Below are 22,418 nucleotides of genomic sequence, written 5' to 3' on the forward strand. Positions count from 1 at the left end.
TCGGATTCATAACAGCTCGCTATTGCTGCTCGGCGTCTGAGGTGCACGCGACGAGATCGTGAAACGCCAGGTCGGGAGTGCCTAATGGCATATCGATGGCTGTTTTGAGCGATTTGCGCCGACTGGGTGGATCGCGAGTTGGGGTTCGTGGTTCGTCCCCGCGATCACGTACCGTCCATCAGGTTCCCGAGACCTGGCCGAAGGTGCCTCATCCGTAGGTTCGTGGTGTTCGCGTATGCGATATCGGCATGAGGTGGAGTGGTCTGGCGGCCGGGGCGGCCGAGGTCCGGTGGGGCCTCTTGGTGCTTGCAGCCGTATACGACCAAGGTCGGTTGGACTCAGAGATCAAACGTCATCAATGGGGGATTTACCCCTGCTCGGGGGAGCGATCACCAGACGGTTGGAGGATTACCCAGTGTGGTCAGAGAATCGTGCCCGGGGCGCGGTAGGGCGATCGGTTCCTTCGCAAGGCGGAGGAGGTCGAGCCGGGCGACTCAGTCGTTGGCGGCCGGCCGTGAACCGCACCGTGGAAGGTGACCTGCATCGGCTGGTTCGGCGTGAGCTGCAGGACCTTGGAATCGCACCGCCACTCGATATCGAGGACCTGTGCCAGGCGCTCAGCCGACGCCGGGGCCGACCTCTGTACCTGCGGGAAGCCCCTCTGTCGAAGCCGGGTCCTTCGGGGATGTGGGTCGAGTACGACGACTACGACGTGATCCTGTACCAGCAGGAAACGACCCGCATGCACCAAGAGCACATCATCCTCCACGAAGTCGGCCACATCCTCGTCGCGGAGAACGAAGAAGCCGTCGAGGCTCGGCCGGAGACGGACCCTGCCGTTGCCGCAGAGGAGGAGACAGCCGTCTTCGTCGAAGGCTGGGCCGCCATGCTGCCCGTCTTCACGCCCGAGACCATCAAGCGCGTGGCACGCCGCTGCTCGTACGACGACAGCGAGGAGTGTTCCGTCGAGCTGGTGGCCACGATCATCCTGGAGTGGTCGTCCCTGCTGGCCGATGCAACGCCGCTGCCGGAGGACCCCTCCCTGCGTCGTGTCGAGGCGGCGCTCGGTGACCGGCGAGGGTGGCTGTAGCCGTGGAACTGCTCCTTCTGGTGCTTGTCGCCGCCCTCGGCTGGAAGGTCTACCAGCTGAAACGATCCCCCCACGACGCACCCCTGCGCTCCGTCACGCTCTGCCTCCTTTGCGCCACGCTCTCGTACCCTGTCGCCATGCCGGGAGGCGCCTCCGGCGTCGACACGGTCGCCGGCCACGGAGCGGCCAAGCTGATCCAGAACGTCCTGCTGCTCCTGACGGTCTACTTCCTGATGTGCTTCTACCTCTTCTCGGCTGCCGACGAAGAGGCGGGGCGTCGGCGGGCGCGCAAGGAAGCGGTCGCCGTCGGCCTCGTCGTGATCGCGATCAGCGCGGCGGCGCTGACGGTCCCGCACGAGGTCTTCGCCGGCAGTTTCAGCACGGCCGACATGACGGTCCCGCAGATCGCCTTCTTCTACGCCGGCGCCGGCCTCTACCTCATGTACGTCCTGGGCATGGCGTACCGCTGGACGACCCAGTACGCGCGCATGTCTCGCCGGCCGCATTCCACCGGGCTGTGGATGACGGCCGTCGGCCTGGGCGCGATGGCCGTCGCCTGCGCGATCCGCGCCGTCATCGTCGCCGTTCGATGGGGCGGCGGCGAGGTGCCTCATCCCGTGATGGCGGCCGTCGCCTTCCTCCTGGTCGCGTCCATCCTGCTGTTCGCGGCCGGTATCACCTACTCCGGCGCGCGAGCACGGCTCTCCTCCCTGCGGCTCTGGCTCCGGCATCGACGCGACCACCGCCGCCTCGCCCCCCTGTGGGAACTGCTGACGGAGGCGTATCCCGACACCGTGCTGCGGCCGGCCTCCCCGGCGGCGCTCGACCGCTGGCGTGCCCGCGGTGTGCACCGCCGCTACCACCGTCGCATCGTCGAATGTCGCGACGGCCTGGTGGACATCAGCCCGTACCTTCTGGACGACGGCGACGACAGCGCGATGCTCGACCTCGACACCGACGAGCTCGCGGCCCGACTCCGGAGGGCCGCCGGACGAATCGAGGAAGGGGTTCCGGTGCCGCGCCGTGCCGTCCCTCTCGCGATGGCGCTGGGAAGCGACCGCGAGTCGGATGTGAAACAACTGATAGAGGTGTCCGACGCTCTGAGGAACGCCGTATGACCCCCCACGCCCAAGGAGCCAGCATGCTGATCACCGGCGGACGCGTCCTCGTCGGATCGGGGACGTACCTCGAAGACGGGGCCGTCCTCGTCAAGGACGGCTTGATCGCTGCTGTCGGACCGCGCAGGGAGGTCGAGGAGCAGGCCGGCGCCGACACGCCTCGGTTCGCGTTCGACGGGACGATCATGCCGGGCCTGATCGACGCTCACGTCCACTTGGTCTTTGACGGCAGCCCCGACCCGGTGGCCGGCCTCCAGACCTCGACGGACGAAGTCCTGCTCGAAGACATGCGCCATCGTGCGGAGCAGCTGCTGCGCAGCGGCGTCACCACGGCCCGCGACCTCGGCGACCGGGGCGGGCTGGCCCTCAGGCTGGCCGCCGAGATCAGCGAGGGCCGGACTCCGGGGCCGTGGATCGTGTCCGCAGGCACGCCGGCGACCACAGTGGGCGGGCACTGCCACTTCCTCGGAGGCGAGATCACCGGTGAAGCCGAGGCCCGCGACCTTGTCCGTCGCAATCTCGCGGCCGGCGCCGGAGTCATCAAGGCCATGGTCACCGGCGGCGGCCTGACGAAGGACGGTCCCAAGAGCCACGAGTCCCAGTTCACTAAGGAAGAACTGGGCGCCCTCGTCGACGAGGCCCATCGGGCAGGCGTTCCCGTCGCTGCCCACGCGCACGGAGCCGATGGCATTGCCGCCGCCGTAGAGGCGGGGGTGGACACCATCGAGCACTGCACCTGGATGACCGGCGGCGGCCTCGACTTCCGGCAGGACGTGGTGCAGCAGATCATCGACCGGGGGATCGCCGTCTGCCCGGCGGTCAGCCCTCACTGGCAGATGCTTCCCCGAATTTTCGGAGAGGAGCGAGCCGCCGCGATGTTCGACATGGTGGGCCGGATGGCCGACGCGGGCGTACGCCTGGTGGCCGGCACGGACGCCGGCGTGCAGCGTGCCGGATTCGACGGACTGGTCCCCGCTCTCTCGTTCTACGCCCACCTGGGCCTGACGCCCGCCGCGATCATCGACATGGCGACGTCCGAAGCGGCCACAGCGCTGGGGCTGGACACCACGACCGGGCGGATCACTCCCGGACACCGTGCCGACCTGCTCCTCGTCGACGGCGATCCGCTTTCGGACCTGGGCGCGCTGAAGAACGTCCGTGCCGTGTTCGTCGGCGGAGAGCACTACGAGCCGACGTCGGCGGCCGAGTAGGGGACGCCTGCCCAAGTGCCCTGCCTCCCAAGCTGAGAAGCCGGAGTCAGGGCACTACTCGTTGTCGGTGGGGCCGGCCTTCTTCTCGAACTCGGTCGCGAATTCGTTCAGGATGGAAAGGACCTCTGCGGGTAGACCCTCGGAGCCGAGGCCGCGGGCGCGGACGCGACCCACCTTCCCGCGCTTGGCGGCTGACATCAGGCGCAGCCCTTCATAGACCTGGCGCACGACGGCATCGTCAGGCTCGAAGTACAAACGCGCGACACCGAAGAAGTCGGCGAGCCCCTCCAGAACAACGGGAGCAGGGGTTCCGGCAGAGCCCGTCCGGAGGGCTGCCATCATCTCGGGGCTGGAGACCTCCGCCCCGGCGTACGCGTTCACGGCCTTGGCGATCTCCGCGTCCCCTGGCGCCGTTCCCTCGGGATACGAGCGTTCGAGCAGCAAGGTGATCTTCCCGGCCAGAGTACGAGGGGGCTCCTCGGCCTCGGGAACGAAAGCGGCCTCCCGCTGTACTTCCTCGCCGCGAGCCTTGGCCATGGAACGTTCCTGCGCCCGTCTCACCTCGTCCACGGTGACGCCGTACGCCTCGGCCAAAGAGGGGAGGTACTTGTCCTTGAGGCGCCGCACTCCTTGTTCCGCGCCGGCCACTGGGCCGTCGCTCTTGGTGCCGATGACCGCCGCCATCTCGTACCGGTGCAGGCCGGCGTCGCACCGCAGGTCGGTGAGGTCGGGCAGGCCGTCCCGGGGGAACAGAGAGTCCACCGGTTGCTTGAGCACCTGGGCCAGGGCGGACAGCTTCTCCTGATCCGGCGTGGACGAGCCGAGCTCCCACCCTGCCACCGTCGAATCCGCGACACCCAGGGCGGACGCCACGTCGGACTGAGAGATCTCGGCAGCCCGGCGCACCGAGCGCATGCGAGTTCTGTCGAAGCGGCGAGCTGGCATCAGACCTCGTTTTCGGGAGAGCCGAAGAAATTTCGAGACGTTGACCTTTCGGGCTGGTCAAGATAGCTTCAGGCTACCGAAAAACGCAGGGATGCGCACCCCTGCCCTCGAGGGCAGGCGTGCGCAGAGGCAGAGCGCAGGGGAGGTGGACGATGCAGGCGAACGGCCCGTGATGAACGCCAGCAATAAAGAACCGGCGCCCGGGAGCTGCTAACTCCCAAGCGCCGGGCCGACACCTCAAGAGGTGTCCAACACATCACGCGGGCGGCGGGGCTTTTGCACGAGAACCACCGCACCGCGCTCCTACGAACAACGGAGTATCGCATGCTCGCCATGCCGAGCGGAACTCTGGCCTGCCCGGAAATCGGCCGCCAGCACCGCCTCGCCACCCAGCTCGCCGACATGATCCCGGGCGCGGCCACGGTCCGGGTCGGTCTCGACGACCCGAAGCAGAGGTGGCCCCATCTGCACGCCGTCGTCAGGAATGAGTCCGGGAGGATCTTGACGACGAACCGTACGACCGCCAGGGTCGCCGCCCGCTGGATCCTGCGGGTCTGGCCCGAGGCGGACTGGACCAGGCCGCACGTCTTCGACCTCGCCGACGCCACCCTCACCCGCAGCGACTCGGTTGCCACCGGCAGGGGCCGCTGACATGGCGCGGATCAGGACCATCAAGCCGGAGGCGTTCGTCTCCGAGTCGCTCGCCGAAGTGAGCGTCGAGGCCGAGCGGACCTTCTTCGGGCTCCTCACCCAGGCCGACGACCACGGCCGCCACCGCGACAACGCCGCGATCATCGCCGGGCTCCTCTGGCCCCTCCGGGCCGAGCACACCTCGGTCCACGTCGAGGACGACCTGCACCAGCTCGCCACAGCCGGCCTGATCTGCCGGTACACCGGCTGTGACGGTCGCCGCTATCTCCACATCGTGACCTGGTCCGAGCACCAGAAGATCGACAAGCCGAGCCAGTCGCGCATCCCCACCTGCCCGCAGCACCAGACCGCCGCCCGGTGCGCCCCCTGCAAGGGCACCTGCAGCAAGCGGCCCGAGGACTCGCCCGTCACCCCCCGAGCGTTCGCCGAAGCTTCACCGAACGCTCCTCGAACCCTCGATCCGGTCGCCCACGCTACCGCGACCCCTCGCGACCACACGGGCGAGGCTCCTGCCGGACGACAGGACGCCTTCAACGGCATGACTGGAGTCTCCCCGCCCGAGGGAGCGAAAAGTGCAGGTCAGAGCGCATTCACCGAGGGCTCCCCGAACCTTCCTCGAAGCCTCGGAGAGGGCTCGGCGCCTGGATCTAGGATCCTGGATCCTGGATCTCTTGTCCCTACGGGGCGCACGGCGCCCGCAGCCGGCGTCTCGGCCAACCAGCTCGTCGGCGAGTACGTCGCCGCCTGCGACGAGCGTCCGCCCAGCGACGTGATCGGCCACCTCGGCCGGATCGCCAAGAAGCTCCTGGGCGAGGGCATCGCCCCGGAGCACATCCGCGCCGGACTGGCGAACTTCGCGGCCAACCCCAAGCACCCCAGCGTGCTGACCAGCATGGTCAACGAGGCCATGAACGCACGCTCCGGCGGTTTGGCCCGGCCGGGAATCCGGCCTAACGTGCCCGCCCACCAGGCGTGGACCAACCCGACCGACGCCGCTGCCGCCTACGCCGAGGAGCTGTGATGCGCACCCGTCACTGCGAACCGCAGACCCTCGGCGAGGGAACCCTGGACCGGATGGCCCGGATCCTGGCCGCCCGCAACATCGACCCCGCCACGGCCGCCGCACCGGTCGAGCCCGAGACCGTCTCCCCGCTGGAGGCCCTGTCGGCCGGTGTGCCCCCGCGCTACCGGGCCGCCGTCGCCGACCACCCCCAGGTCCTGGCCTGGGTCCGCACCGTCGCCGACGCCGCCGTCGCCCCCAATCAGGGAGCCCGACGACAGGTCACCACCGGCCCCAGCCTGCTGATGGCCGGCGTCGTCGGCGCGGGCAAAACGCACCAGGCGTACGGCGCGGTCCGGGCTCTGGTGCAGAGCGGAGTCGGCGTGCGCTGGCGCGCGACCACCGCCGCCGACCTGTACGCCGACCTCCGCCCCCGGCCCGGAGCCGACAGCGAGCGGGAGCTGGCTGCCGTCAGCCGCTGCCCGCTGCTGATCATCGACGACCTCGGTGCCGCCAAGGCCAGCGACTGGACCGAGGAAGTGACGTACCGGCTGATCAACCGCCGGTACAACTACGAGCTCCCGACCCTGGTCACCACCAACCTGCGCATCAGCGATCTCCGGGCCCAGCTCGGCGACCGCGTCGCCTCCCGGCTCGCCCAGATGACCACCCGGGTCGAGTTCGAGCAGGTCGACCGCAGACGGCACCGCCTCGCGGCCTGACCAATCCCAAGTCACCACGCCGGGCCGCGCCCGCTGCGCGCCGCCCCGAGCCCTTCCCCGACCCAGCGCACCTCTCCGCCGACGCCCCTGCGCGCGGAGAGCGATCGGAGCACCCCGCATGACCCCCACGACGGACAGCCCCACTCGCCACCGCCTCCTCGGTGACCAGACCTGGCGGACCGACGCCGTCTGCCAGAGCACCGAGTACAACCCGGTGGACCCCGAGATCTTCTTCCCCGAGCCGGACGAGACCGACAAGATCACCGCAGCGAAGGCGCTGTGCAATCAGTGCCCGGTCCGCCGAACCTGCCTGGACGCGGCGCTGGAAGGCGGCGATGCCGACGGCATCCGAGGCGGACTGACCGAGGAGGAGCGCCAGCCGCTCCACGAGAAGATCGCCGACCGCCTCGACTACAGCCGGGTCAACGACACCATCGCCGGTCGCGACATCCACCTCACCAAGGCCGAGCGCCGCGCGGTCATCCGCGCCGCCTTCCGCCACGGAGTGCCCGAGCAGCGCCTGGCCCGACTCCTGAAGATCAGCGAGGAGCATGCCCAGAAGCGGTACCGCGAACTCCGCCGCGCCCTGCGCAACCGAGATCTGAAGCAGACCGAGACGGCCACCGTCCCGTCCGAGGCCGGCGGCGAGCGCCTGGGCCGCGACGACTTCGGGACGGCGGCGTGAGCGCCACGACCGCGCCGAAGACGGCGCACATATCCGGCTGGGACCGCGCGGTCGTCATCGCCCTCGGCGGCGCGGGCTGCGCCCTGTCGTACGACGCCCTCCAGCAGATGGCCGTCGCCATCCATATCCGAGGCTTCCTCACCTACCTCTTCCCCCTGGTGATCGACGGGTTCATCGCCTACGGCGTCCGGGCGCTCCTGGTCCTGCGCGACGCGACGCTGCGCGCCCGGCTCTACGTCTGGACGCTCTTCGGCACGGCCACCGCCGCCAGCATCTGGGCCAACGCCCTCCACGCCGTCCGGCTCAACGAGGACACGGTCGCCGGCACCGGGCTCCGGCTCGGCGACACGGTGGTCGCGGTGCTGTCCACCATCGCCCCGCTCGCCCTGGCCGGAGCGGTCCACCTCTACATCCTCATCGCCCGGAGGCCGGTCAAGGGCAGTGACCGCGGGGACCTCGGTCAGGCCGGTCAGCCGGGTCAGGTCAACCGGGGTGAGGCCGTCGAGGTCACCGGGACCGACCGGGTCGGTCAGCAGCAGCCGGCAGCCGGTCAGGTCACCCCCGGACAGCCGGTCACCGCGCTGACCGACCGACCCCCGCTGCCCCTGGACAAGAAGGCCCCCGCCCCCCGGTCACTGACCGGGGACACGACCCCGGCGGACAGCCCGACGCCGGTCACCGGTCACCCCGGTCAGCCGAACATGGCGCGGCCGGTCACTGACCGCGCCGAAGACACTGACCCGGTCATCGGTGACCAGAACAGCCTCGCGGCGGATTCCGGTCAGCCGGTCGCCCAGCCGCCGGTCACTGACCGGGGTACCCGGACACCCGGTGACCGGCGGCCCGACCCGGACACCGAGGAGCTGCTGAAGATCGCCCGGTCGGCGGTCAGGACCCAGGACAAGTTGACCCGCAAGGTAGTCGCCCAGGCGATCCGCGGTCAGCAGATCCCGCTCTCCAGCGACACCCTGACCACCCTGATGGCCCAGCTCCGCGCCCAGCACGGACAGCCGTCCACCTCCACCCGCCCCTGACGGAACCTCCACGGAGCGGGTGACCGAGCCGGTCACCCCGGCCGGTCACCCGCTCCGGACACCCCTCCCGAACAGAAGGTGGAACACACCTGATGCGCACTCACCCGGCCACGCCCGCCGAAGTCGACTCCTGGCTGACCGTCCTGCACCAGCGCGGCCACCTCCACCGCGCCCAATCCGGCCCCGATACCACCTGGATCGTGCAGCGCGGGCAGCACGACCGCCCTTGGACCCTCCACCACCCGGTCCTCGCCATGGACTGGATCGAGGAACTCGTCCGCGAAATCCAGCAGCAGAACCCCGAGACGAGCCGGTGACCACCGACGACCCGGCAGCGACCACGGCCGGAGAGCAGCGTGACCCCACGACGGCTCCTGGCGGAGCAAGCTATCGCGTACGACGGTCCTACGGCCCGTCGCACGCACTTGCCCCCGCCCCAGAGGGCGAGGGAAGCCCGGCTGGTCCCCGAGCGAGGGCGCACGGGGACCAGCCGGGCAACCGGCACCAGGGGGCGCCGGTCACCGAGGGAAAAGCCGACCACGACGACCACCGCGAGCAACCGCGCCCGCCCGCCTTCCCCGACCGCACACCGCGCCGCCGCCCCCGTAACCCGAGCGAACGCACCCGCAAGACGACCACCCGCCTCTCCGACGACGAGAAAGCCGAGATCGACGCCGCCGCCGCGCAGCGCGGCGTCACCGTCGCCCGCTTCCTCGCAGCCGCCGGTCTCGCCGTCGCCCGCGGTTCGACCCCCCTGCACACCAACGAACAACTCGACGCGGCCATCGACGAACTCGCCGCCCTGCGCACCGCCCTGGCCCGGATCGGCAACAACATCAACCAGATCGCCTACATCCTCAACAGCGGCAGCCGCCCGCGAGTCGGCGAACTCGACCACGTCCTCATGGCCCTCACCCGGCTTCTCGCACGCCTCGACGACGCGGCGAACGACCTGGTGACCAGGAGGTTGTGATGGTTCCCGACATCGGACGCGGCTCGCGCACCCACGGACTCCTCGTCTACCTCTACGGCCCCGGCCGACGCGAGGAGCACACCGACGCACACCTCGTCGGCTCCTGGGACGGCTTCGCCCCCGACCCCGGCCGCGACCCCGACCCACAGGTCACCCTCGCCCGTCTCACCGCCGCCCTCGACCTCCGGGTCAAGCAGGCCGGCGACCGCGCGCCCGCCCAACACGTGTGGCACTGCTCGGTCCGCACCGCCCCCGGCGACCGACGGCTCTCCGACGAGGAGTGGAACGCCGTCGCCCAGCGCATCGTCCACGCCACCGGCATCGCCCCGGACGGTGACCCCGACGGCTGCCGCTGGATCGCCGTCCGCCACGCGGAAGACCACATCCACATCGTCGCCACCCTGGTCCGCGGAGACCTGCGCAACCCGCGGTTGAACTACGACTTCAACAAGGCCCAGGCCGAGTGCCGGCGCATCGAGAAGGAGATGGGCCTGCGCCGCCTCAACGCCGGCGACGGCACCGCAGCGAAGAACCCCACCAGCGCCGAGAAGTTTAAGGCCGAACGCACCGGCCGCCCCGAGACCTCCCGCGAGACGCTCCGCGAAGCCGTCCGCCAGGCCCTCGCCGGAGCCGCCACCGAAGAGGAGTTCTTCACCCGCCTTCACGAGGCGGGCCTGCGCGTGAAGGTGCGCCACACACCGTCCGGTGACGCCCTCGGCTACAACGTCGCCCTCCCCGGCGACCGCAACCGCCACGGCGACCCGATCTGGTACCCCGGCTCCAAACTCGCCCCCGACCTGTCCCTCCCGAAGATCCGCCACCACCTGGCCGACGGCCTCATCGACCAGGCCGCGCTCCCCGCTGCCGAAGGCCGACCGGACTGGCCCCCACCCGCCCGAGCACGCCGCAGCGCCACTGGTACCGCCGAGCACGCCGCCAGCCTCCTCGACCGCGACGACGACGAAGCCGCCGCCCACCTCGTCGGCGTCGGAGAACTCCTCGACGCCCTCGCCCAGACCTCTCCCGCAGCCACCCGCGCCGAGCTGGCCGCCGCCGCCCGATCCTTCGAACGCGCGACCCGCAGCCACGTGCGAGCAGAACGCGCCGACACCAGGGCCATCCGCTCCGCAGCCCGAGGCATCATCCAGGCCGGCGGCGCCCTCGGACGCGGCGAAGACGGCGGCACCACCGCCATGCTCGTCTCCACCCTCGTCCTGGTCGCCCTCGCCGCCGCCCGCTGGCACTCCGCCCACGGCCACGCCCAGCAGGCCCACGCCGCCCGGCAGACCGCCCAACACCTCCGCACCGCCTACCGCCTCGCCGCCAACACCCCCATGCGAGCACTCCACGACCAAGGCCGTGCCCTGCCCGAGGCCGACCGGCGGAAGTACGAAAGCACCATTCGAACAGTCCTGAAGGAACGGGACGTCCGCACAGAAGGCACCCCGACGAAGACGGACGCTTTGGCCGCCACCCTCGCCCAGGCCGAAGCAGCAGGACATGACCCCGAGGTCCTCCTCCAGCGGGCCATCGACATGCGCGAGCTCGACACCGCCGCGGACGTGAACGACGTCCTGGTCTGGCGCCTGCGCCGGATCGCGCAGCTCCCCGCCCACCCAGGGGAAGCTACTCATCGCCAGCAGGCCGGCACCCGGCCGAACAGGCTCTCGGCCAGCCCCACCAGCGGGCGGAACGTATCTGCAGCGGCGCCGCGCCCTGCCGTCCCTGCCCCGCGCAGTCGCCCGCCGCGCCGCTGACCAGTGCGCCCGGAAGGCCGGTCACTGGCCGCCGGATGCCTCGAAATGCCTGGACAGGCGGTTCCACCGGCTGTTACGGCTGAAAACAGCAAGCCCTCGACCGGGAGATGACGCTCGTGCTCAGAACCACCGACCACACCACGGAGCCGGCACCCGGGCTGCCCGCCCTCCTTGCCGGCACCGACCTCCTGCTGCACCTCCAGAATGAGACGCAGCCGACCGACGGCCCCGGCGCGACCTGCTGCCTCAGCCACCCGCAGGAGCTGGCCCTCGGCGGCATTCCCGTGATGTGCTCGGGCTGCCGGGCCCGACGCGACTGGCTGCTCATCAACCACGGCCGCAACGTCTGGGTCTGCTGCCGTTGCGGCGACCAGTGGCTCGAACCCGAGATCAGCCGCGCCGACTTCGACGCTCTGATCGGCACCCCGGACGTCACGAACTACCCCAGCGTCGAGCAAGCCCTCACCGCGCTCGGCTTCGACGGCGCTTTTGCAGGCACCTACCTGGCGTAGGACCTGACGGGCGATCACGCGAAACTCGCTGCGTGATCGCCCGGATCATGGAGCGGTTCGGTATGGGCCCAGGCTGCTCGGTCGAATCTCGTACGCTGGCGAGCCCGTCCACGCTCTGCTGCGGTGACCGGCTCCCCGAAAACGATCGACCGCTCCGGTTCTACTCGCTGTCACAGGCTGTGGCGTCGGAACCAGCCGGTTCCGTAGATCTGGTGCTGGCGTTCTCGTTCTTTCCGCCCGCCTGGGGGAGGGCGTAGCGGCGCCGCTGAAACTCATGGCGTTCCACGTCCGGGATCGTCATCGATTCGGCAAGCACGGCGGCGAGCGCGTCCACTTCGGTGTCGGCTACGTCGGTCTGAAAGAGCCACCGGATGTTCTCGTCGCGCGTGATGAGATCGATCGCCGGACGCGCGTTTCCGTCCTGCGCGGTTGCTGCCCGTACGTATCGCACGAGATCGATCGGGATGTCCCGAACGATCTCGCCCTGCTCAAGGAATGCGTTCGCCCTGGCTGTGATGATGCGGCGATCCGTGACGGCGACCAGGGTCTTCGCCGATGCCTTGTCCCTTGCCGCAGCCAACTTCTCCTTTGCTCCGCTGAAGATCGCAGAGATGGGGCCGAAGGCATCGAGCTGGTCGGGGAAGCCGAGGACGCGCAGGGCCTCACCGTCCTTGAGGAACCAGCGCAGGATGGGAAGGTACGGTTCGAGAGTCAGCGATTCGGGGGCGCAGACGATGCTCGGGGCCTCGAGCGGAGGAGTCGGCGGGTGGAGAGCGTCGGCAAGCGGCGCGATTGCTTCCAGAAGCCGGGCGGAGGTTTCACGGGCAGCCTTCACGTCCTTCCGTTTCCCCGGCAGCGGCCATGAGTCGGGCCCGGGGAGCTCAACGGTGATCCGCAACTCCCGCGTCAGCGAGTCGACGAGGCTCGTCGACTCGGCGAGGACGGAGTCGAACTCCGCGCGGGTGTCGCGTGCGATGACCTCGGCATACTGCGCCTCGGCGGCGTCTTCGCGCCCAGCGGCTCTCGCCCTCGCGGCGCGGAGCGCGTGGTACCCGGTCCATGCCTTGAGGGAGGACAGGAGGGCGTAGGCGTCGAAAGCGATCGCCTCGGCGTTCGTCTGCAAATACTCACGGTGGCTGCGTGCGTCAGCCCGACCGATCTGCCGGACGTGGTCGCGGACGTTCCCCTGGTAGAGCTCAAGCTGCTTCTGCAGCAGCGCTCCGCTGCCCGCGACGTCATCCCACAAGGACGTCGGGACCGATTCGATCTCCCGCGCCTGGGCGACCGCGCGATCGATGGCGGCGACGAGCCCGGTCAGTTCAGCTCACTGATCCTTGCGGATGTCTGCGAGGACCTGACTCGTCACTGCGAGGTTGGCCCTGACGAGGCCCGAGACCTCACTCAGCATCATCTGAAGGGCGACCATGGCCAGCGCCGGCCCGACCGAGGCCGCGGTCTGCGCCTTGCTCACCGCGTTCACGGAGTAGAAGCGAGCCTGATGCAAGAAGCGGCCAGGAATCATCACCGCGCCGAGGTTCCCGCCGTCCTTGGCGGCGAGGGTCGCGCCGCTCTTGAGCAGGGCTTGCGCCGTGTCGCCGATCCTGTAGAGCCCCTGCACGCTGGCGAACGCGTTTCCGAGATTGCCTGCCAAGGTCGCCGCGTTACCGATCGAGGCGAGGACCGCCGAGATCTGCTTGCTGTCGGCAGCCGGAACGATCCCGAAGTCGATCAGATCGGGCTTCAGCTCCGGCGGGACCTCACCGGCGACGACGGCCACCCCCGGGAGCACCTCCACCAGGACCGTCGACACCGCCGTCGAGTCGACGTCCGAGTCGGACACCGGGCCGTCTGCAATGAGCGAGTCGGCGGAATCGCTCCGACCGTTCTCCCCCGGAACGGCTATCTCCATCGAGTCCGAAGGGTCCTGCATGTGGTTTCCTCCCCAGCGAGGGCACGCGACGGGTAGACACCGTCGGCACTCACTGCCGAATCCTACGGCCCGACGCCCCGCGGTCCGGCCCGAATCCACCCAGTTGATTCCGGACCGACACGTGCCGGGCACCGGCGCACTTTGCGGCGCGGAACCATTTCCATCAGGGCTGGCAGCGAACGCCCGCCCCCGCCGTTCCGCGCACGCGGCCTGGCAGCACCATGCGGGGGCGACGGGTACGCTCACCGTCGATGCGGCCCTGTTGCCGCACCCTTCAAACCGATGGGGAGCGAGCCGGCTCGGGGGCGGGCGGCGGCGCGAGGAGAACCGGGGGTAGCCATGTCCATGGCCATGTGTCCGCTCTGCAGTGACGACGAGGACATCGAGGTGCGCGCGACGCTCGACGGCGGACGCCGGGTGGTCCGACACCGGTGCGGCTTCGAGTGGGAGCACGGCGGACTCCCGTCCCCGCAGAAGCAGACGCACCGCTCCTTCGAAGCGCTCAAGGCGCGGTTCCCGAAACCTGAGGACGTCGATCCCGAGCGGTTGGAACGCGTGGCCCGGTTGAAGGCGCAGTACCTCGCGGTCAAGCCGGACCTCGACTCGCGAGTAGCCGCCTACTGGTCCAAATACCAGGAGATATTCGCCCCCGACGGGCTGCGAACGTGCAACCCGCAGGTGCTCAAGGACTTCGCCAACTCCGAGATCGGCGCGCGGCCCGGGAACCAGGCCACGTTCAATTCCGCATGGAACGACATGGGCGATGTGGCGGCAGCCGAGGCAACCCGCTCAACGATCGGGTACCTCCTGCACGGACCTGGCGAGGTGCCCTTGGAGGACAGGCTCCAGCAACTGCTCGACGGCTCGAAGCCCTTCGCCATGACCGGCTTCAAGGAAGCGCTCCTGACAAGAGTCCTGTGCGTGGTGTACCCCGAGCGATTCCTCACGATCCTCAAGTACATGACGGATGCGGGTGGCAAGCGCGAGATCGCACGCCTGGTCTACGGCTTGGAGCTTCCTGTACCCGAGTCGGTGAGCTGGACCCGTGGACGCCTCATTCTCTGGAGCAATGATCTCCTTCGTACCCTCGTCGGAGAAGGCTTCGCCAACCAGCAGCACTCGGCCGCGTTCCTGTGGTGGGCCAAGGACCGAGTCGAGCGGAGCGGGTGACCGCAGAGCAAGAGGAGCCGCTGCGGGCGGGAGCAGCGCGGGGGCTGAAGGAGGAGGCCGGCGTCACCGTCGTACCCGGGACCTGAAGGAGGTATCCCATGGGCCAGTCCGGCGCACAGGGCACCACGTGCCCCATCTGCAGCGAGAGAACGCTCATCTCGCCCAACTGGAAGAAGATGTACATCCATACCCCGTCCGGCCAGACGGAGAACTGCTGGGCATCGGGCCTGACAGTCAGCGAAATCCTCCGCGCCCGCGAGGCCGAGCAGGTGAGGCTCGCCCGCGAGCTGAGTGGATCTCTCACACCCATGGCCATGCCCGTCTGGTTTCCGCGCTGGGATGGCGAAACCTACCCCACCATCGCCCTCTTTGCTCGCCGCCGCATGGCCTACTGGCTCCCCGAGACTAACAAGGCGTTCCACGAAGAGAAGATCCAGGATCTACTCGGCAAGCGGGTCCGCCCCAGATGGGAATCAAAGCATGCCTGCTGGACCATGGCCGACGTCCACTTCATCGACCTCGCAGACGAGCTTCTTCGGCGCTACCCGAACCTGTCGATCGGCCGCGAGTACAACGAGCACGAAAAGTGCTACTGGCAGTGTCAGCGTGCCCAGGGCTGGCGGTGCACCTGCTCCTGTCAGGCTCGCAACCACGCTGGGGGAAGCTGGATGGATCCCTGGAACGTCCTGGTCGAGGACAACAGCATTATCGACCGGGTCACCTGGACCTGGATGGCCGTCGAGCTGAAGATGCCCGAAGCCCACTGACACCCGCGGTACCCCCGGGGCCGCCGCACCAGCCTTCTCACCACCACAGCCGCACCAGACCTGGGGGCGCCGAACTGGGCGCCAGGACGTTGACACCCCAGCCAGGTCGGCGAGAGGCGGCCTTCTGCGGTGCTCGGTCAGACCTCGGCATGGCGGTTCGAGAGGTCGAGGGCTTCGGTCGCGAACGCGAGAGCGGCGCAGAGGCCGGTCACCTCGTGGAGGGTCGGGCGGACCAGGCGCGGCCAGTCGTCCGGGGCGGACGGCCAGGAAGCGAGGTGTACCGGTGGTGGCTAGGCCCAGGCGGGCGTTGACGTTCCAGCCGGCGCGGGGAGCGGGCTCCCAGTGGAGGCGGATGCGGCCGAGGGGGAGCTTCTGGGCATCAACGGAGAGCCAGCTGACGTCGAGAGGGCCGTCGTACCGTGGAGAGACGCGCTGAACGAGCGCGCCGCCGACACCGCCCGGCATGGGGCGTACGGCGAGGCCGTGCAGCGGGTGTATGTGCGGCGGGATGGAAGCCTCCGGGGTGCAGGGAAGAGGGGCTAGGACCAGGTGAGGGCGTCGCCGACCGATGGGGGGAGGTAGCCCTCTTGGCCATCGTCGGCGATGAACGCCTTGCCGTCCCGGACGACGACCTCGGCCGCCAGGTAGTGGGTGAAGGGCCAGTCTGGGTTGACGGCGAGGCGGATCGGAAGGGTGGGGTCGAGGTCCTGGAGCTGGCGGAGCAGGTGGCCGACGGTCATGTACTGGGGCACGGGAAGCCTCCGGGAGAGGTGAGGGCGTACGGGTCGGGAGCATCAGGAGGCGCCGAGACAGAGCAGGTCCCGGGGGACCTTCGGCCCCTGGGTGTGGCTGGCGAGGGCCCGCCCCGGCCACCGGTTCAGCGGGTGGAGTGGGCGACGAGGGCGGCGATGAATCCGGCCACCGCTTCGGCGGGGGCATGGGTGCCGAACTCCTGGGTCCACGCGTCGCCTTCGGCGGGTGGCACCTGGACGCGCCAGACGATGTCGCGCGTCCAGGCGGCGGGGTCCTCGGGGAGCCAGCCGACGTAGACGCGGCCGTCCGGGCTCGTCGCGTGGACGTTGGCCTCCGGGGTCTCGACGACCACCCAGCCGAGGCCGTGGAGGAGTTCGAGGACCGGGGTGGCGCAGTGGTCCGAGGAGAGCCAGTGGCGGTCTTCCACGGAGGGGCGGACGACAGAGGGCAGGAGGGTGGCGGAGGCGTTCACGGTTGGACGATCCCTTCGTTGACCTGCGGTTTTTCCCGACACCCGTACGTTGACATGGGGTGTGCCGAAGTCCGTAGTCGTTTCCGGGAGTGACCCGTCTGCCGTGGGCGAACTGGCCACGGGCAGCAGTCCAGGACGTCGGCAGCGCGGGAATGGAACGGCGGCCGGAGTTGTCGTAACCGGGTTACGGCAGCGAGCCGTACAGGAGTGGAGGGGGAGCAGGGATGACGGAGCCGAGCAGACACTGGGACGGGGCCGGGCTGGAGCGCAAGATCCGTGCCGCCGGCCGGCCGTGGACCGTCGGCGACATCGCGATGGTCGCCGACGGTCAGTGGGGCGTCGGAGCGCAGTCCGACCGGTGGCCGGACGAGGAGACGGTGGTGGAGCACCGGGTCGCGGACGGCCGGAGCGTCGAGCTGACAGTGGAGGAGTTGGCCCGCGCGGTGGGCGTCCGTACCGAGGACGCCGACCGCGACGAGGATCTCGCCTGACCGGTCAGCGACGCGGCCCCGAGGCGGGCGCCGACAGCCCGACGGCAGCCGCAGGAACGGGCTGGTCGGGCAGCCGGTCCGGGGCGTGCGGGGCGAGCCCCGATCGGGCGATGGCGGCCCGGGACAGGCTCGGCGCCGGGCCACGGTCCGCCGTCGAGGAGGCTTCACGTGCCTCGACCACCCGCCGGATCGCCTGCACGTGCGCACCGCTCTCCGCGAGCGCGACGCGAAAGTCGGCCGCCGAGCTGACGATCCGGTCCAGCTCGTAGTACGCCGGCAGGTACCCGGGCCGGGTCAGGGCGTGCAGCCGTGTCTGGTGGACGGCCGCCGCGTTGTCGGTGATCGCCAGTGCCGTACGGATGTGCATGGCCGAGCGCAGGAGCGGGTCCTCGCAGGGGCGGCGGACCGCGAGGGCCTCCAGGGCTTCGATGGGCTGGGCCCAGGCTTTCTCGATCATGGAGGTGGCCTGGTCGAGCGCGGTGGTGTCGGGCATGAGGGACTCCCGGTGTGCAGAGGGGCGAAGGGGGAGCGTCTGGGTGGGGCCGGGCGGGATTCAGCGGCTGTGCCGGCGCGGCGACGAAGCGACTGGCGGCCGGGCTGCGGCGGCGGGCGCAAGGGGGGAGGACCGCATGCGGGCCGAGGACGTGGTGCGGCTCTGGGCCGCCATCACGCGGAGGTCGGTGGCTGTCCGCGGAGCGCGCGCGGCCCGGCGGACGGCCTCGGTGACGGCGGTACGCCGCACGTCGAGCGGGGTCGGAGCGCGAGAGCCCTGAGGAGTGGCAGCCGGGGCGACCGGGGTCAGCGTGACCAGGTGTTCCACCTCTCGGTGGATCATGTGCCGTTCGTGGACCACCAGGGCCGAACTCGCCATGGCGGCGGCCGTCGAGGCGATCAGGTGGGTCGGGGTGCGGGCGGTGAACACCGCCTCCGCCCGTGTACCCCAGCCCCGAGGTCCGGCCCACAGCGTGACGGCCTCGTCGTCCCAGGGAGGGCGGTCGTTCCGGATCAGGGCGCCTGCTTGGCCGTCGGGAGCCCTGACGCTGACGGTTCCGCGCATGGCCGGCTCAAGGCGCCAGCCGGCGTCGAGCAGCGGCCGGACGGCGTCGGCCCGGTCGAGCGACGGGGCCGCCAGGAAGCGCCCGTTGTTCTCGTACGGGTCGGACGCGGCGTAGTCCTGGGCCAGGGCGGTGGTGAGGCCGGCGACGATCTCGCCCGGGGTGACGTGGTTGAAGGTCGCCGTCCAGCGGGGCGGGGCGACGGCCTCCTCGGCGGCGGTGATCTTCCACAGGTCGAAGTCGTCGCCGAACCAGCCGATCCTGATGCGCTGGTCGGGTGAGGTGACGAGGAGCTGGCAGGGGCCGTCGTCGAGGTGGTGGTGCGGCCAGTGGGCCACGGGGGCGAAGCCGGCGTCACCGGCCCCGTTGGAGCCGGCGAGATACAGGGGGCTGACCAGTACCTCTTCAAAGCGGGACGGGTCGGAAAAGGGGGGCATGGTCGAAGCTCCAGACGCGAAGGGAGAAGGGGTGGGGCCCGCGCGCGCAGCGAGTGGGTGGCCGGAGCGCGCGCGAGCACCATGGCGGGGTGGAGAAGCGCCGCGGTTCTCGGCACCGCCCGGCTCACCGTGACCGCCCCGGAGTGGACTGGGCGGTCACGTAGGACGGCACCCGCGGTTGCGGCTGGGGGGCGTGGCTGAACAGTGAGGCCGGCACAGCGGTGCTCCGGCGCAGGGCCGCTGCGGTCCGGGCACCGTCCGCCCCCAACGGGACGCCGGGGTGGGTCCGCTGAGCTGCTGCGACGGAGGCGGGAGATGGCGGAGTCCATCGCGTGGGCAGGGCAGCGCTCCAGTGGTCGACGACCGCGTAGACGGGGCCCAGTGCCCGGCCTGCGTCAGTCAGGACGTAGGGGGCGCCGTGGCGCGGGCCCGTGCGGGTGACCAGGCCATCGGCCTGGAGCCGGAGAAGACGGTGCTGGGTGAAGGCGTAGTCCAGACCGGCCTGTTCGGCGATGTGGACGAACCGCATCGGACCGCCCTTGTCGAGGACCTGGACCATGGCGGTGGTGTGCCGCAGCCGCAGGCGCTGCACGGCGTCCTCGACTCGCTCGGCTTCGGCTGTCGCGCCGGCCGACAAGTAGGTTTGGGACCAGTCGGCCAAGGTGCGGTGCACGGGCGTCAGGGACTCGCCGAGAGCGCTGAGCCGGTACGGAGCCCCGCGGCCGGTGTCGGCTCGGATGACCAGTCCGTCCGTGCGCATGGTGGCCAGGCGCTTGCCGACCAGCTGCTCGCTGACGAAGGGAAGCCTGGCGGCGACGGCCCGCACCCGCAGAGGACGGCCTTCCTGGAGCATGGTCATCACGGTCCAGGTGGTCCACTTCGGCCCCATCAGAGCGAGTGCGTCCTCGACGCGCTGTGCGTCGACCGATCCGAAGGAGAAAGCGGGGGGGCTGAGCGGGGGTGGGCATGGAAGCGTCCTGTCGGGAGGGAGCCAGCGGGAGCGGGAGGCCGTGTTGGCCGTCCTGGCGACGGGCTCGGCGATCGGCTCGGCGACGAGGTGGAGACCGGGCTCCTCGTTCGGGTCGTAGGGGTTCACCGGGCCGTCTCCATCCGGGCGAGCAGGGAACGGACCAGGGTGGGCAGGTTGTTCGGTCCGTCGTCGGTCCGGACGTGGTCGCTCGCCTCGTCCAGGACGTACGCGGCGTCTTCGAGCAGCCCGCTGGAGATCTCCATACAGGCGTCGGTGATCCGGGAGGCGGCGAGCAGCGACTGGGAGAGGACCTCGACGTAGTCGCTCGGTGAAAGGCCGGCGGCCTCGGCGGCGGTCCGAATCGCCGCCAGCTCCAGCGCGTTGAACGCGAGATCGAACTCGCCGTCCTGGCCGGCATCGCCGGAAGCGGCGAAGGCCGGGTCCCGGGGCTCGGAGGGGATGCCCACGCGGGTGCAGATCTGGTCGACCGAGGCGGTCAGCTCGGTGAAGGACTCGGTGAGCCAGCCCAGCGCGGCGGCGTAGGAGGCAAGGGTGAACAGTCCCGCCGGCGTGGCCGGGCGGGGCACGGCGGCCACAAGCCCTTCGAGCCGGTCGTTCAGCTCACCGACCACCCGGGGTCCGGCGGACAGCGGGCCCAGCACGGGGTGCAGGTAGGAGCGGCCGGCGGCCGTCGGGTACTCGGCGGTCACGATGCCCGAGACGCTCTGCGCGGCCTCGGTGAGAAGGCCCGCGAGTTCGGTACGGGACAGGGAAGCCTGGGCGGCGGTCATCGCGAGGGGGCCTTTCGGGAGGCGGCGGTCGTGGTGGGGACCGCCGGGGCGGGAGTTGCCGGGGTGGCCGGCGGGCGGCCGGCGGTGAGGGAGGAGCGGTACCGGGCGGCCTGGACGCGGGCCTCGGCGGCGGAGGCCGCCTCGGCGTTCTGCGTCGGGGCGGTGCGCAGGTGGGCCGTGCGGTAGACCGCGTAGTCCTTCCGGCTCCCGGCGGCGACCAGGTAGATCTCGCGATTGTGGTTCGAGGTCGGAGGGGCCGGGCGGAACTGGATGACCAGCCGGTAGGACACGGACGGGTCGACGTAGACCTTGTGGTACCCGGCGAGGCGGCCCTTCAACGGCAGGCAGTCGTCACTTCCGTGGACAAGGTTCTGCAGCTCCAGCAGCGCCAGGTCGCGGATGTTGTCCGGGAGTTCCCGCAGGTCCGCGATGGCGTCGGGGTGCGCGGCGAAGGCGAAGCGGGCACGGCTCACAGCAGCCGCCCTTGGACCGGGCGGCGGTCTGGTGCGGCCGGCGGTGTGCGGGGGGCGTCGACGCCGGCCTTCGGTATCGCGGGGGTGCCGGCCGACCGGGAGAGAGCGGCGCGGGCCCGGAGTACGGCGCCGTCGGCGTAGCGGTACTCGGGTGGCTCGGGCAGCGGGCCGTCTCGGTCGTCCAGCCAGGCGTGGGCGGCGTCCTCGTCTGCGAACGCCCCCTCGCGCATCGTGTACGTGCCGGCGGCGTGGTCCCACACTTCGTGGAAGACCCGGATCGGCGCCTCGGAAGGCTGGGTGTCCCGGGTCAGTGTCCACGTCTCGCTCGGGTAGAAGTCCGAGGTGTGGGTGTCGAGGATCTCGTACCGCGTGCCCGATTCCCGGATCTGCCGCTCGACCTGGATCGTGAGGTCGTCGGCGGGCTTCACGGCGTCGCCGTGGATCTTGGCGATCTTCTCGGGCGGGCAGCCGCGCTCGACCAGCCACGCCTGGGCGAAGGACACCGTGGCGTGGTAGCTCGTCTCCAGGGTGAACGTGAACCGGCTCAGGTCTCGCGCGACCGCGATCGCCATGACCTGTGGCTCGCCGGGCACCCCCCATGTGACGGACTGATCGTGGGCGACGACGAAGCTGTGGGAGCCGTTCGGCGTGGTGTGGTGCTGGGACAGCGCCCTCAGGTCGCCGGACCAGAATCGCTCCACCGCTTCCGCGGAGGCGTCATCGGCCCCCGCGAGTTCGTCGAGATCGAAGTCGAAGTCGAAGTCGTCGTTCACGCCGCCACCTCCGCGTACTCGGGGGCGGGAGTGGACAGGACCCGGTGGTTGGGCCGGGTCGGGCTCGTCGTGCACGCGGCGAACGGACCGTCCGGGGCGCGCAGGTGCACCAGGGCCTGGTCCAGGTGGTCGCGGTGCCAGGTCGACGGACCTGCCAGACCGGCCTCCGTGTCGGTGAGCTGCTGCCACGCGAGCCAGAGCGCGTGGAGGCGGGCGACGGCCTCCGGGTGCTCGTGCCACTGCGCGCACCACGGCCGCGTTGTGCTGATCTCCCGGCCGTACACCGGCAGGAGGAGGTGGTTCACCCAGTTGCTGAGGGCGGCGAGTTCGACGGCGTAGGCCTCGCCGCCCAGGGCGACGATGAACACGGAGGCAGGGCGTTGCGGGTTGTCCGCCCCGGCTTCCGTAGCGCCGTACGTCTGCCCGTCGGCAGCTGGTACGGGATCGGACTGCTCGGAGCCGAGGCGGTCGAGGATGACGCCGTGGCGCTTGACCTCCGCGATGGTCTGGGCGAGGGCGCTGGCGAGGTCGTCGAGGTCCTCGTCGGAGACCCGGAACGGCACGGGGCCGGGGGTGGTCGGGCTGGTGTCGGGCATCGGGGCGTGCTCTCTCTGTGAGACGGCGACATGCCCGACAGG

General features: G+C 70.4%; 27 protein-coding genes. 15 read left to right on the forward strand and 12 right to left on the reverse strand.

What is annotated here, in order from left to right; genetic code table 11:
* The first annotated feature begins 514 nt into the window (after nt 1–514).
* From ACIPXM_RS08020 to ACIPXM_RS08030, 3 genes are read left to right on the forward strand one after another with little or no spacing between them, the layout of a single operon-like run.
* Nucleotides 515–1,090, forward strand: coding sequence for a hypothetical protein (locus ACIPXM_RS08020; RefSeq protein WP_401653171.1), 576 nt, complete (start codon nt 515–517; stop codon nt 1,088–1,090).
* A 20-nt stretch (nt 1,091–1,110) separates the two neighbouring features.
* On the forward strand, nt 1,111–2,208 hold the full coding sequence (locus ACIPXM_RS08025; protein WP_401653173.1) for an MAB_1171c family putative transporter: 1,098 nt from the start codon (nt 1,111–1,113) through the stop codon (nt 2,206–2,208).
* Between the two features lie 23 nt (nt 2,209–2,231).
* Entirely contained in the window at nt 2,232–3,419 is a 1,188-nt protein-coding gene (locus tag ACIPXM_RS08030) for an amidohydrolase family protein (protein WP_401653175.1), read from the forward strand.
* Nucleotides 3,420–3,473: 54 nt separating this feature from the next.
* Here the strand turns inward: ACIPXM_RS08030 and ACIPXM_RS08035 are convergent, their stop codons facing one another.
* Entirely contained in the window at nt 3,474–4,334 is an 861-nt protein-coding gene (locus ACIPXM_RS08035; RefSeq protein ID WP_229870975.1) for a helix-turn-helix transcriptional regulator, read from the reverse strand.
* 354 nt (nt 4,335–4,688) lie between these two features.
* Between ACIPXM_RS08035 and ACIPXM_RS08040 the strand changes: the two genes are divergently transcribed.
* From ACIPXM_RS08040 to ACIPXM_RS08080, 9 genes are all read left to right on the forward strand, one after another.
* On the forward strand, nt 4,689–5,015 hold the full coding sequence (locus ACIPXM_RS08040; protein WP_401653177.1) for a transcriptional regulator: 327 nt from the start codon (nt 4,689–4,691) through the stop codon (nt 5,013–5,015).
* A gap of 1 nt (nt 5,016) precedes the next feature.
* On the forward strand, nt 5,017–6,036 hold the full coding sequence (locus ACIPXM_RS08045; protein WP_401653179.1) for a hypothetical protein: 1,020 nt from the start codon (nt 5,017–5,019) through the stop codon (nt 6,034–6,036).
* Nucleotides 6,036–6,737 (forward strand): ATP-binding protein, encoded by a 702-nt coding sequence (locus tag ACIPXM_RS08050; RefSeq protein ID WP_401653181.1) that lies wholly within the window; start codon nt 6,036–6,038, stop codon nt 6,735–6,737. Before ACIPXM_RS08045 ends, ACIPXM_RS08050 begins: the two co-directional genes overlap by 1 nt.
* Nucleotides 6,738–6,855: 118 nt before the next feature.
* Entirely contained in the window at nt 6,856–7,422 is a 567-nt protein-coding gene (locus tag ACIPXM_RS08055; RefSeq protein WP_401653183.1) for a WhiB family transcriptional regulator, read from the forward strand.
* On the forward strand, nt 7,419–8,456 hold the full coding sequence (locus ACIPXM_RS08060; protein ID WP_401653185.1) for a DUF2637 domain-containing protein: 1,038 nt from the start codon (nt 7,419–7,421) through the stop codon (nt 8,454–8,456). Before ACIPXM_RS08055 ends, ACIPXM_RS08060 begins: the two co-directional genes overlap by 4 nt.
* Before the next feature lie 92 nt (nt 8,457–8,548).
* Nucleotides 8,549–8,773: a hypothetical protein gene (locus ACIPXM_RS08065; protein ID WP_401653187.1), complete on the forward strand. Its 225-nt coding sequence runs from the start codon at nt 8,549–8,551 to the stop codon at nt 8,771–8,773.
* Entirely contained in the window at nt 8,770–9,429 is a 660-nt protein-coding gene (locus ACIPXM_RS08070) for a MobC family plasmid mobilization relaxosome protein (protein WP_401653189.1), read from the forward strand. The genes ACIPXM_RS08065 and ACIPXM_RS08070 overlap by 4 nt, the downstream gene beginning before the upstream one ends.
* Nucleotides 9,429–11,186 carry a relaxase/mobilization nuclease domain-containing protein gene (locus tag ACIPXM_RS08075; RefSeq protein WP_401653191.1) on the forward strand — a complete coding sequence of 586 codons (1,758 nt, stop codon included), beginning with the start codon at nt 9,429–9,431 and terminating at the stop codon, nt 11,184–11,186. The genes ACIPXM_RS08070 and ACIPXM_RS08075 overlap by 1 nt, the downstream gene beginning before the upstream one ends.
* 107 nt (nt 11,187–11,293) lie before the next feature.
* A complete protein-coding gene (locus ACIPXM_RS08080) occupies nt 11,294–11,698 on the forward strand; it encodes a hypothetical protein (protein WP_093549405.1) in 405 nt (134 codons plus the stop codon).
* 160 nt (nt 11,699–11,858) lie between these two features.
* Here the strand turns inward: ACIPXM_RS08080 and ACIPXM_RS08085 are convergent, their stop codons facing one another.
* Nucleotides 11,859–12,821 (reverse strand): hypothetical protein, encoded by a 963-nt coding sequence (locus ACIPXM_RS08085; RefSeq protein ID WP_401653194.1) that lies wholly within the window; start codon nt 12,819–12,821, stop codon nt 11,859–11,861.
* Nucleotides 12,822–13,022: 201 nt separating this feature from the next.
* Complete coding sequence (locus ACIPXM_RS08090) at nt 13,023–13,628, reverse strand: hypothetical protein (RefSeq protein WP_401653196.1); 606 nt, start codon at nt 13,626–13,628, stop codon at nt 13,023–13,025.
* A gap of 339 nt (nt 13,629–13,967) precedes the next feature.
* Here ACIPXM_RS08090 and ACIPXM_RS08095 point away from each other — a divergent pair, with 339 nt between their 5' ends.
* Together ACIPXM_RS08095 and ACIPXM_RS08100 are read left to right on the forward strand one after the other, a co-directional pair.
* Complete coding sequence (locus ACIPXM_RS08095) at nt 13,968–14,798, forward strand: hypothetical protein (RefSeq protein ID WP_401653198.1); 831 nt, start codon at nt 13,968–13,970, stop codon at nt 14,796–14,798.
* A gap of 98 nt (nt 14,799–14,896) precedes the next feature.
* Entirely contained in the window at nt 14,897–15,565 is a 669-nt protein-coding gene (locus ACIPXM_RS08100; protein ID WP_401653200.1) for a hypothetical protein, read from the forward strand.
* Nucleotides 15,566–16,104: 539 nt separating this feature from the next.
* Here the strand turns inward: ACIPXM_RS08100 and ACIPXM_RS08105 are convergent.
* Complete coding sequence (locus ACIPXM_RS08105) at nt 16,105–16,317, reverse strand: hypothetical protein (RefSeq protein ID WP_401653202.1); 213 nt, start codon at nt 16,315–16,317, stop codon at nt 16,105–16,107.
* Between the two features lie 125 nt (nt 16,318–16,442).
* The gene (locus ACIPXM_RS08110) at nt 16,443–16,790 is read right to left on the reverse strand and encodes a DUF317 domain-containing protein (RefSeq protein WP_401653204.1); all 348 of its coding nucleotides are present in this window, start codon (nt 16,788–16,790) and stop codon (nt 16,443–16,445) included.
* 224 nt (nt 16,791–17,014) lie between these two features.
* Between ACIPXM_RS08110 and ACIPXM_RS08115 the strand changes: the two genes are divergently transcribed.
* The gene (locus ACIPXM_RS08115; RefSeq protein WP_401653205.1) at nt 17,015–17,281 is read left to right on the forward strand and encodes a hypothetical protein; all 267 of its coding nucleotides are present in this window, start codon (nt 17,015–17,017) and stop codon (nt 17,279–17,281) included.
* Nucleotides 17,282–17,285: 4 nt separating this feature from the next.
* Here the strand turns inward: ACIPXM_RS08115 and ACIPXM_RS08120 are convergent, their stop codons facing one another.
* From ACIPXM_RS08120 to ACIPXM_RS08150, 7 genes are all read right to left on the reverse strand, one after another.
* Complete coding sequence (locus tag ACIPXM_RS08120) at nt 17,286–17,774, reverse strand: hypothetical protein (RefSeq protein ID WP_401653207.1); 489 nt, start codon at nt 17,772–17,774, stop codon at nt 17,286–17,288.
* Nucleotides 17,775–17,834: 60 nt separating this feature from the next.
* Nucleotides 17,835–18,773: a DUF317 domain-containing protein gene (locus ACIPXM_RS08125; RefSeq protein WP_401653208.1), complete on the reverse strand. Its 939-nt coding sequence runs from the start codon at nt 18,771–18,773 to the stop codon at nt 17,835–17,837.
* 124 nt (nt 18,774–18,897) lie between these two features.
* Complete coding sequence (locus ACIPXM_RS08130; protein ID WP_401653210.1) at nt 18,898–19,869, reverse strand: winged helix-turn-helix transcriptional regulator; 972 nt, start codon at nt 19,867–19,869, stop codon at nt 18,898–18,900.
* Complete coding sequence (locus tag ACIPXM_RS08135) at nt 19,866–20,534, reverse strand: hypothetical protein (RefSeq protein ID WP_401653212.1); 669 nt, start codon at nt 20,532–20,534, stop codon at nt 19,866–19,868. The genes ACIPXM_RS08130 and ACIPXM_RS08135 overlap by 4 nt, the downstream gene beginning before the upstream one ends.
* Nucleotides 20,531–21,007 (reverse strand): hypothetical protein, encoded by a 477-nt coding sequence (locus tag ACIPXM_RS08140; RefSeq protein WP_401653213.1) that lies wholly within the window; start codon nt 21,005–21,007, stop codon nt 20,531–20,533. The genes ACIPXM_RS08135 and ACIPXM_RS08140 overlap by 4 nt, the downstream gene beginning before the upstream one ends.
* Entirely contained in the window at nt 21,004–21,780 is a 777-nt protein-coding gene (locus ACIPXM_RS08145) for a glycosyl hydrolase (protein ID WP_401653215.1), read from the reverse strand. The genes ACIPXM_RS08140 and ACIPXM_RS08145 overlap by 4 nt, the downstream gene beginning before the upstream one ends.
* Nucleotides 21,777–22,376, reverse strand: a complete 600-nt coding sequence (locus tag ACIPXM_RS08150; RefSeq protein WP_401653217.1) for a DUF4913 domain-containing protein — start codon at nt 22,374–22,376, stop codon at nt 21,777–21,779. The genes ACIPXM_RS08145 and ACIPXM_RS08150 overlap by 4 nt, the downstream gene beginning before the upstream one ends.
* Between the last annotated feature and the right edge of the window lie 42 nt (nt 22,377–22,418).

The sequence above is a fragment of the Streptomyces sp. NPDC090025 genome, from assembly GCF_044748125.1.
Lineage (GTDB): Bacteria > Actinomycetota > Actinomycetes > Streptomycetales > Streptomycetaceae > Streptomyces.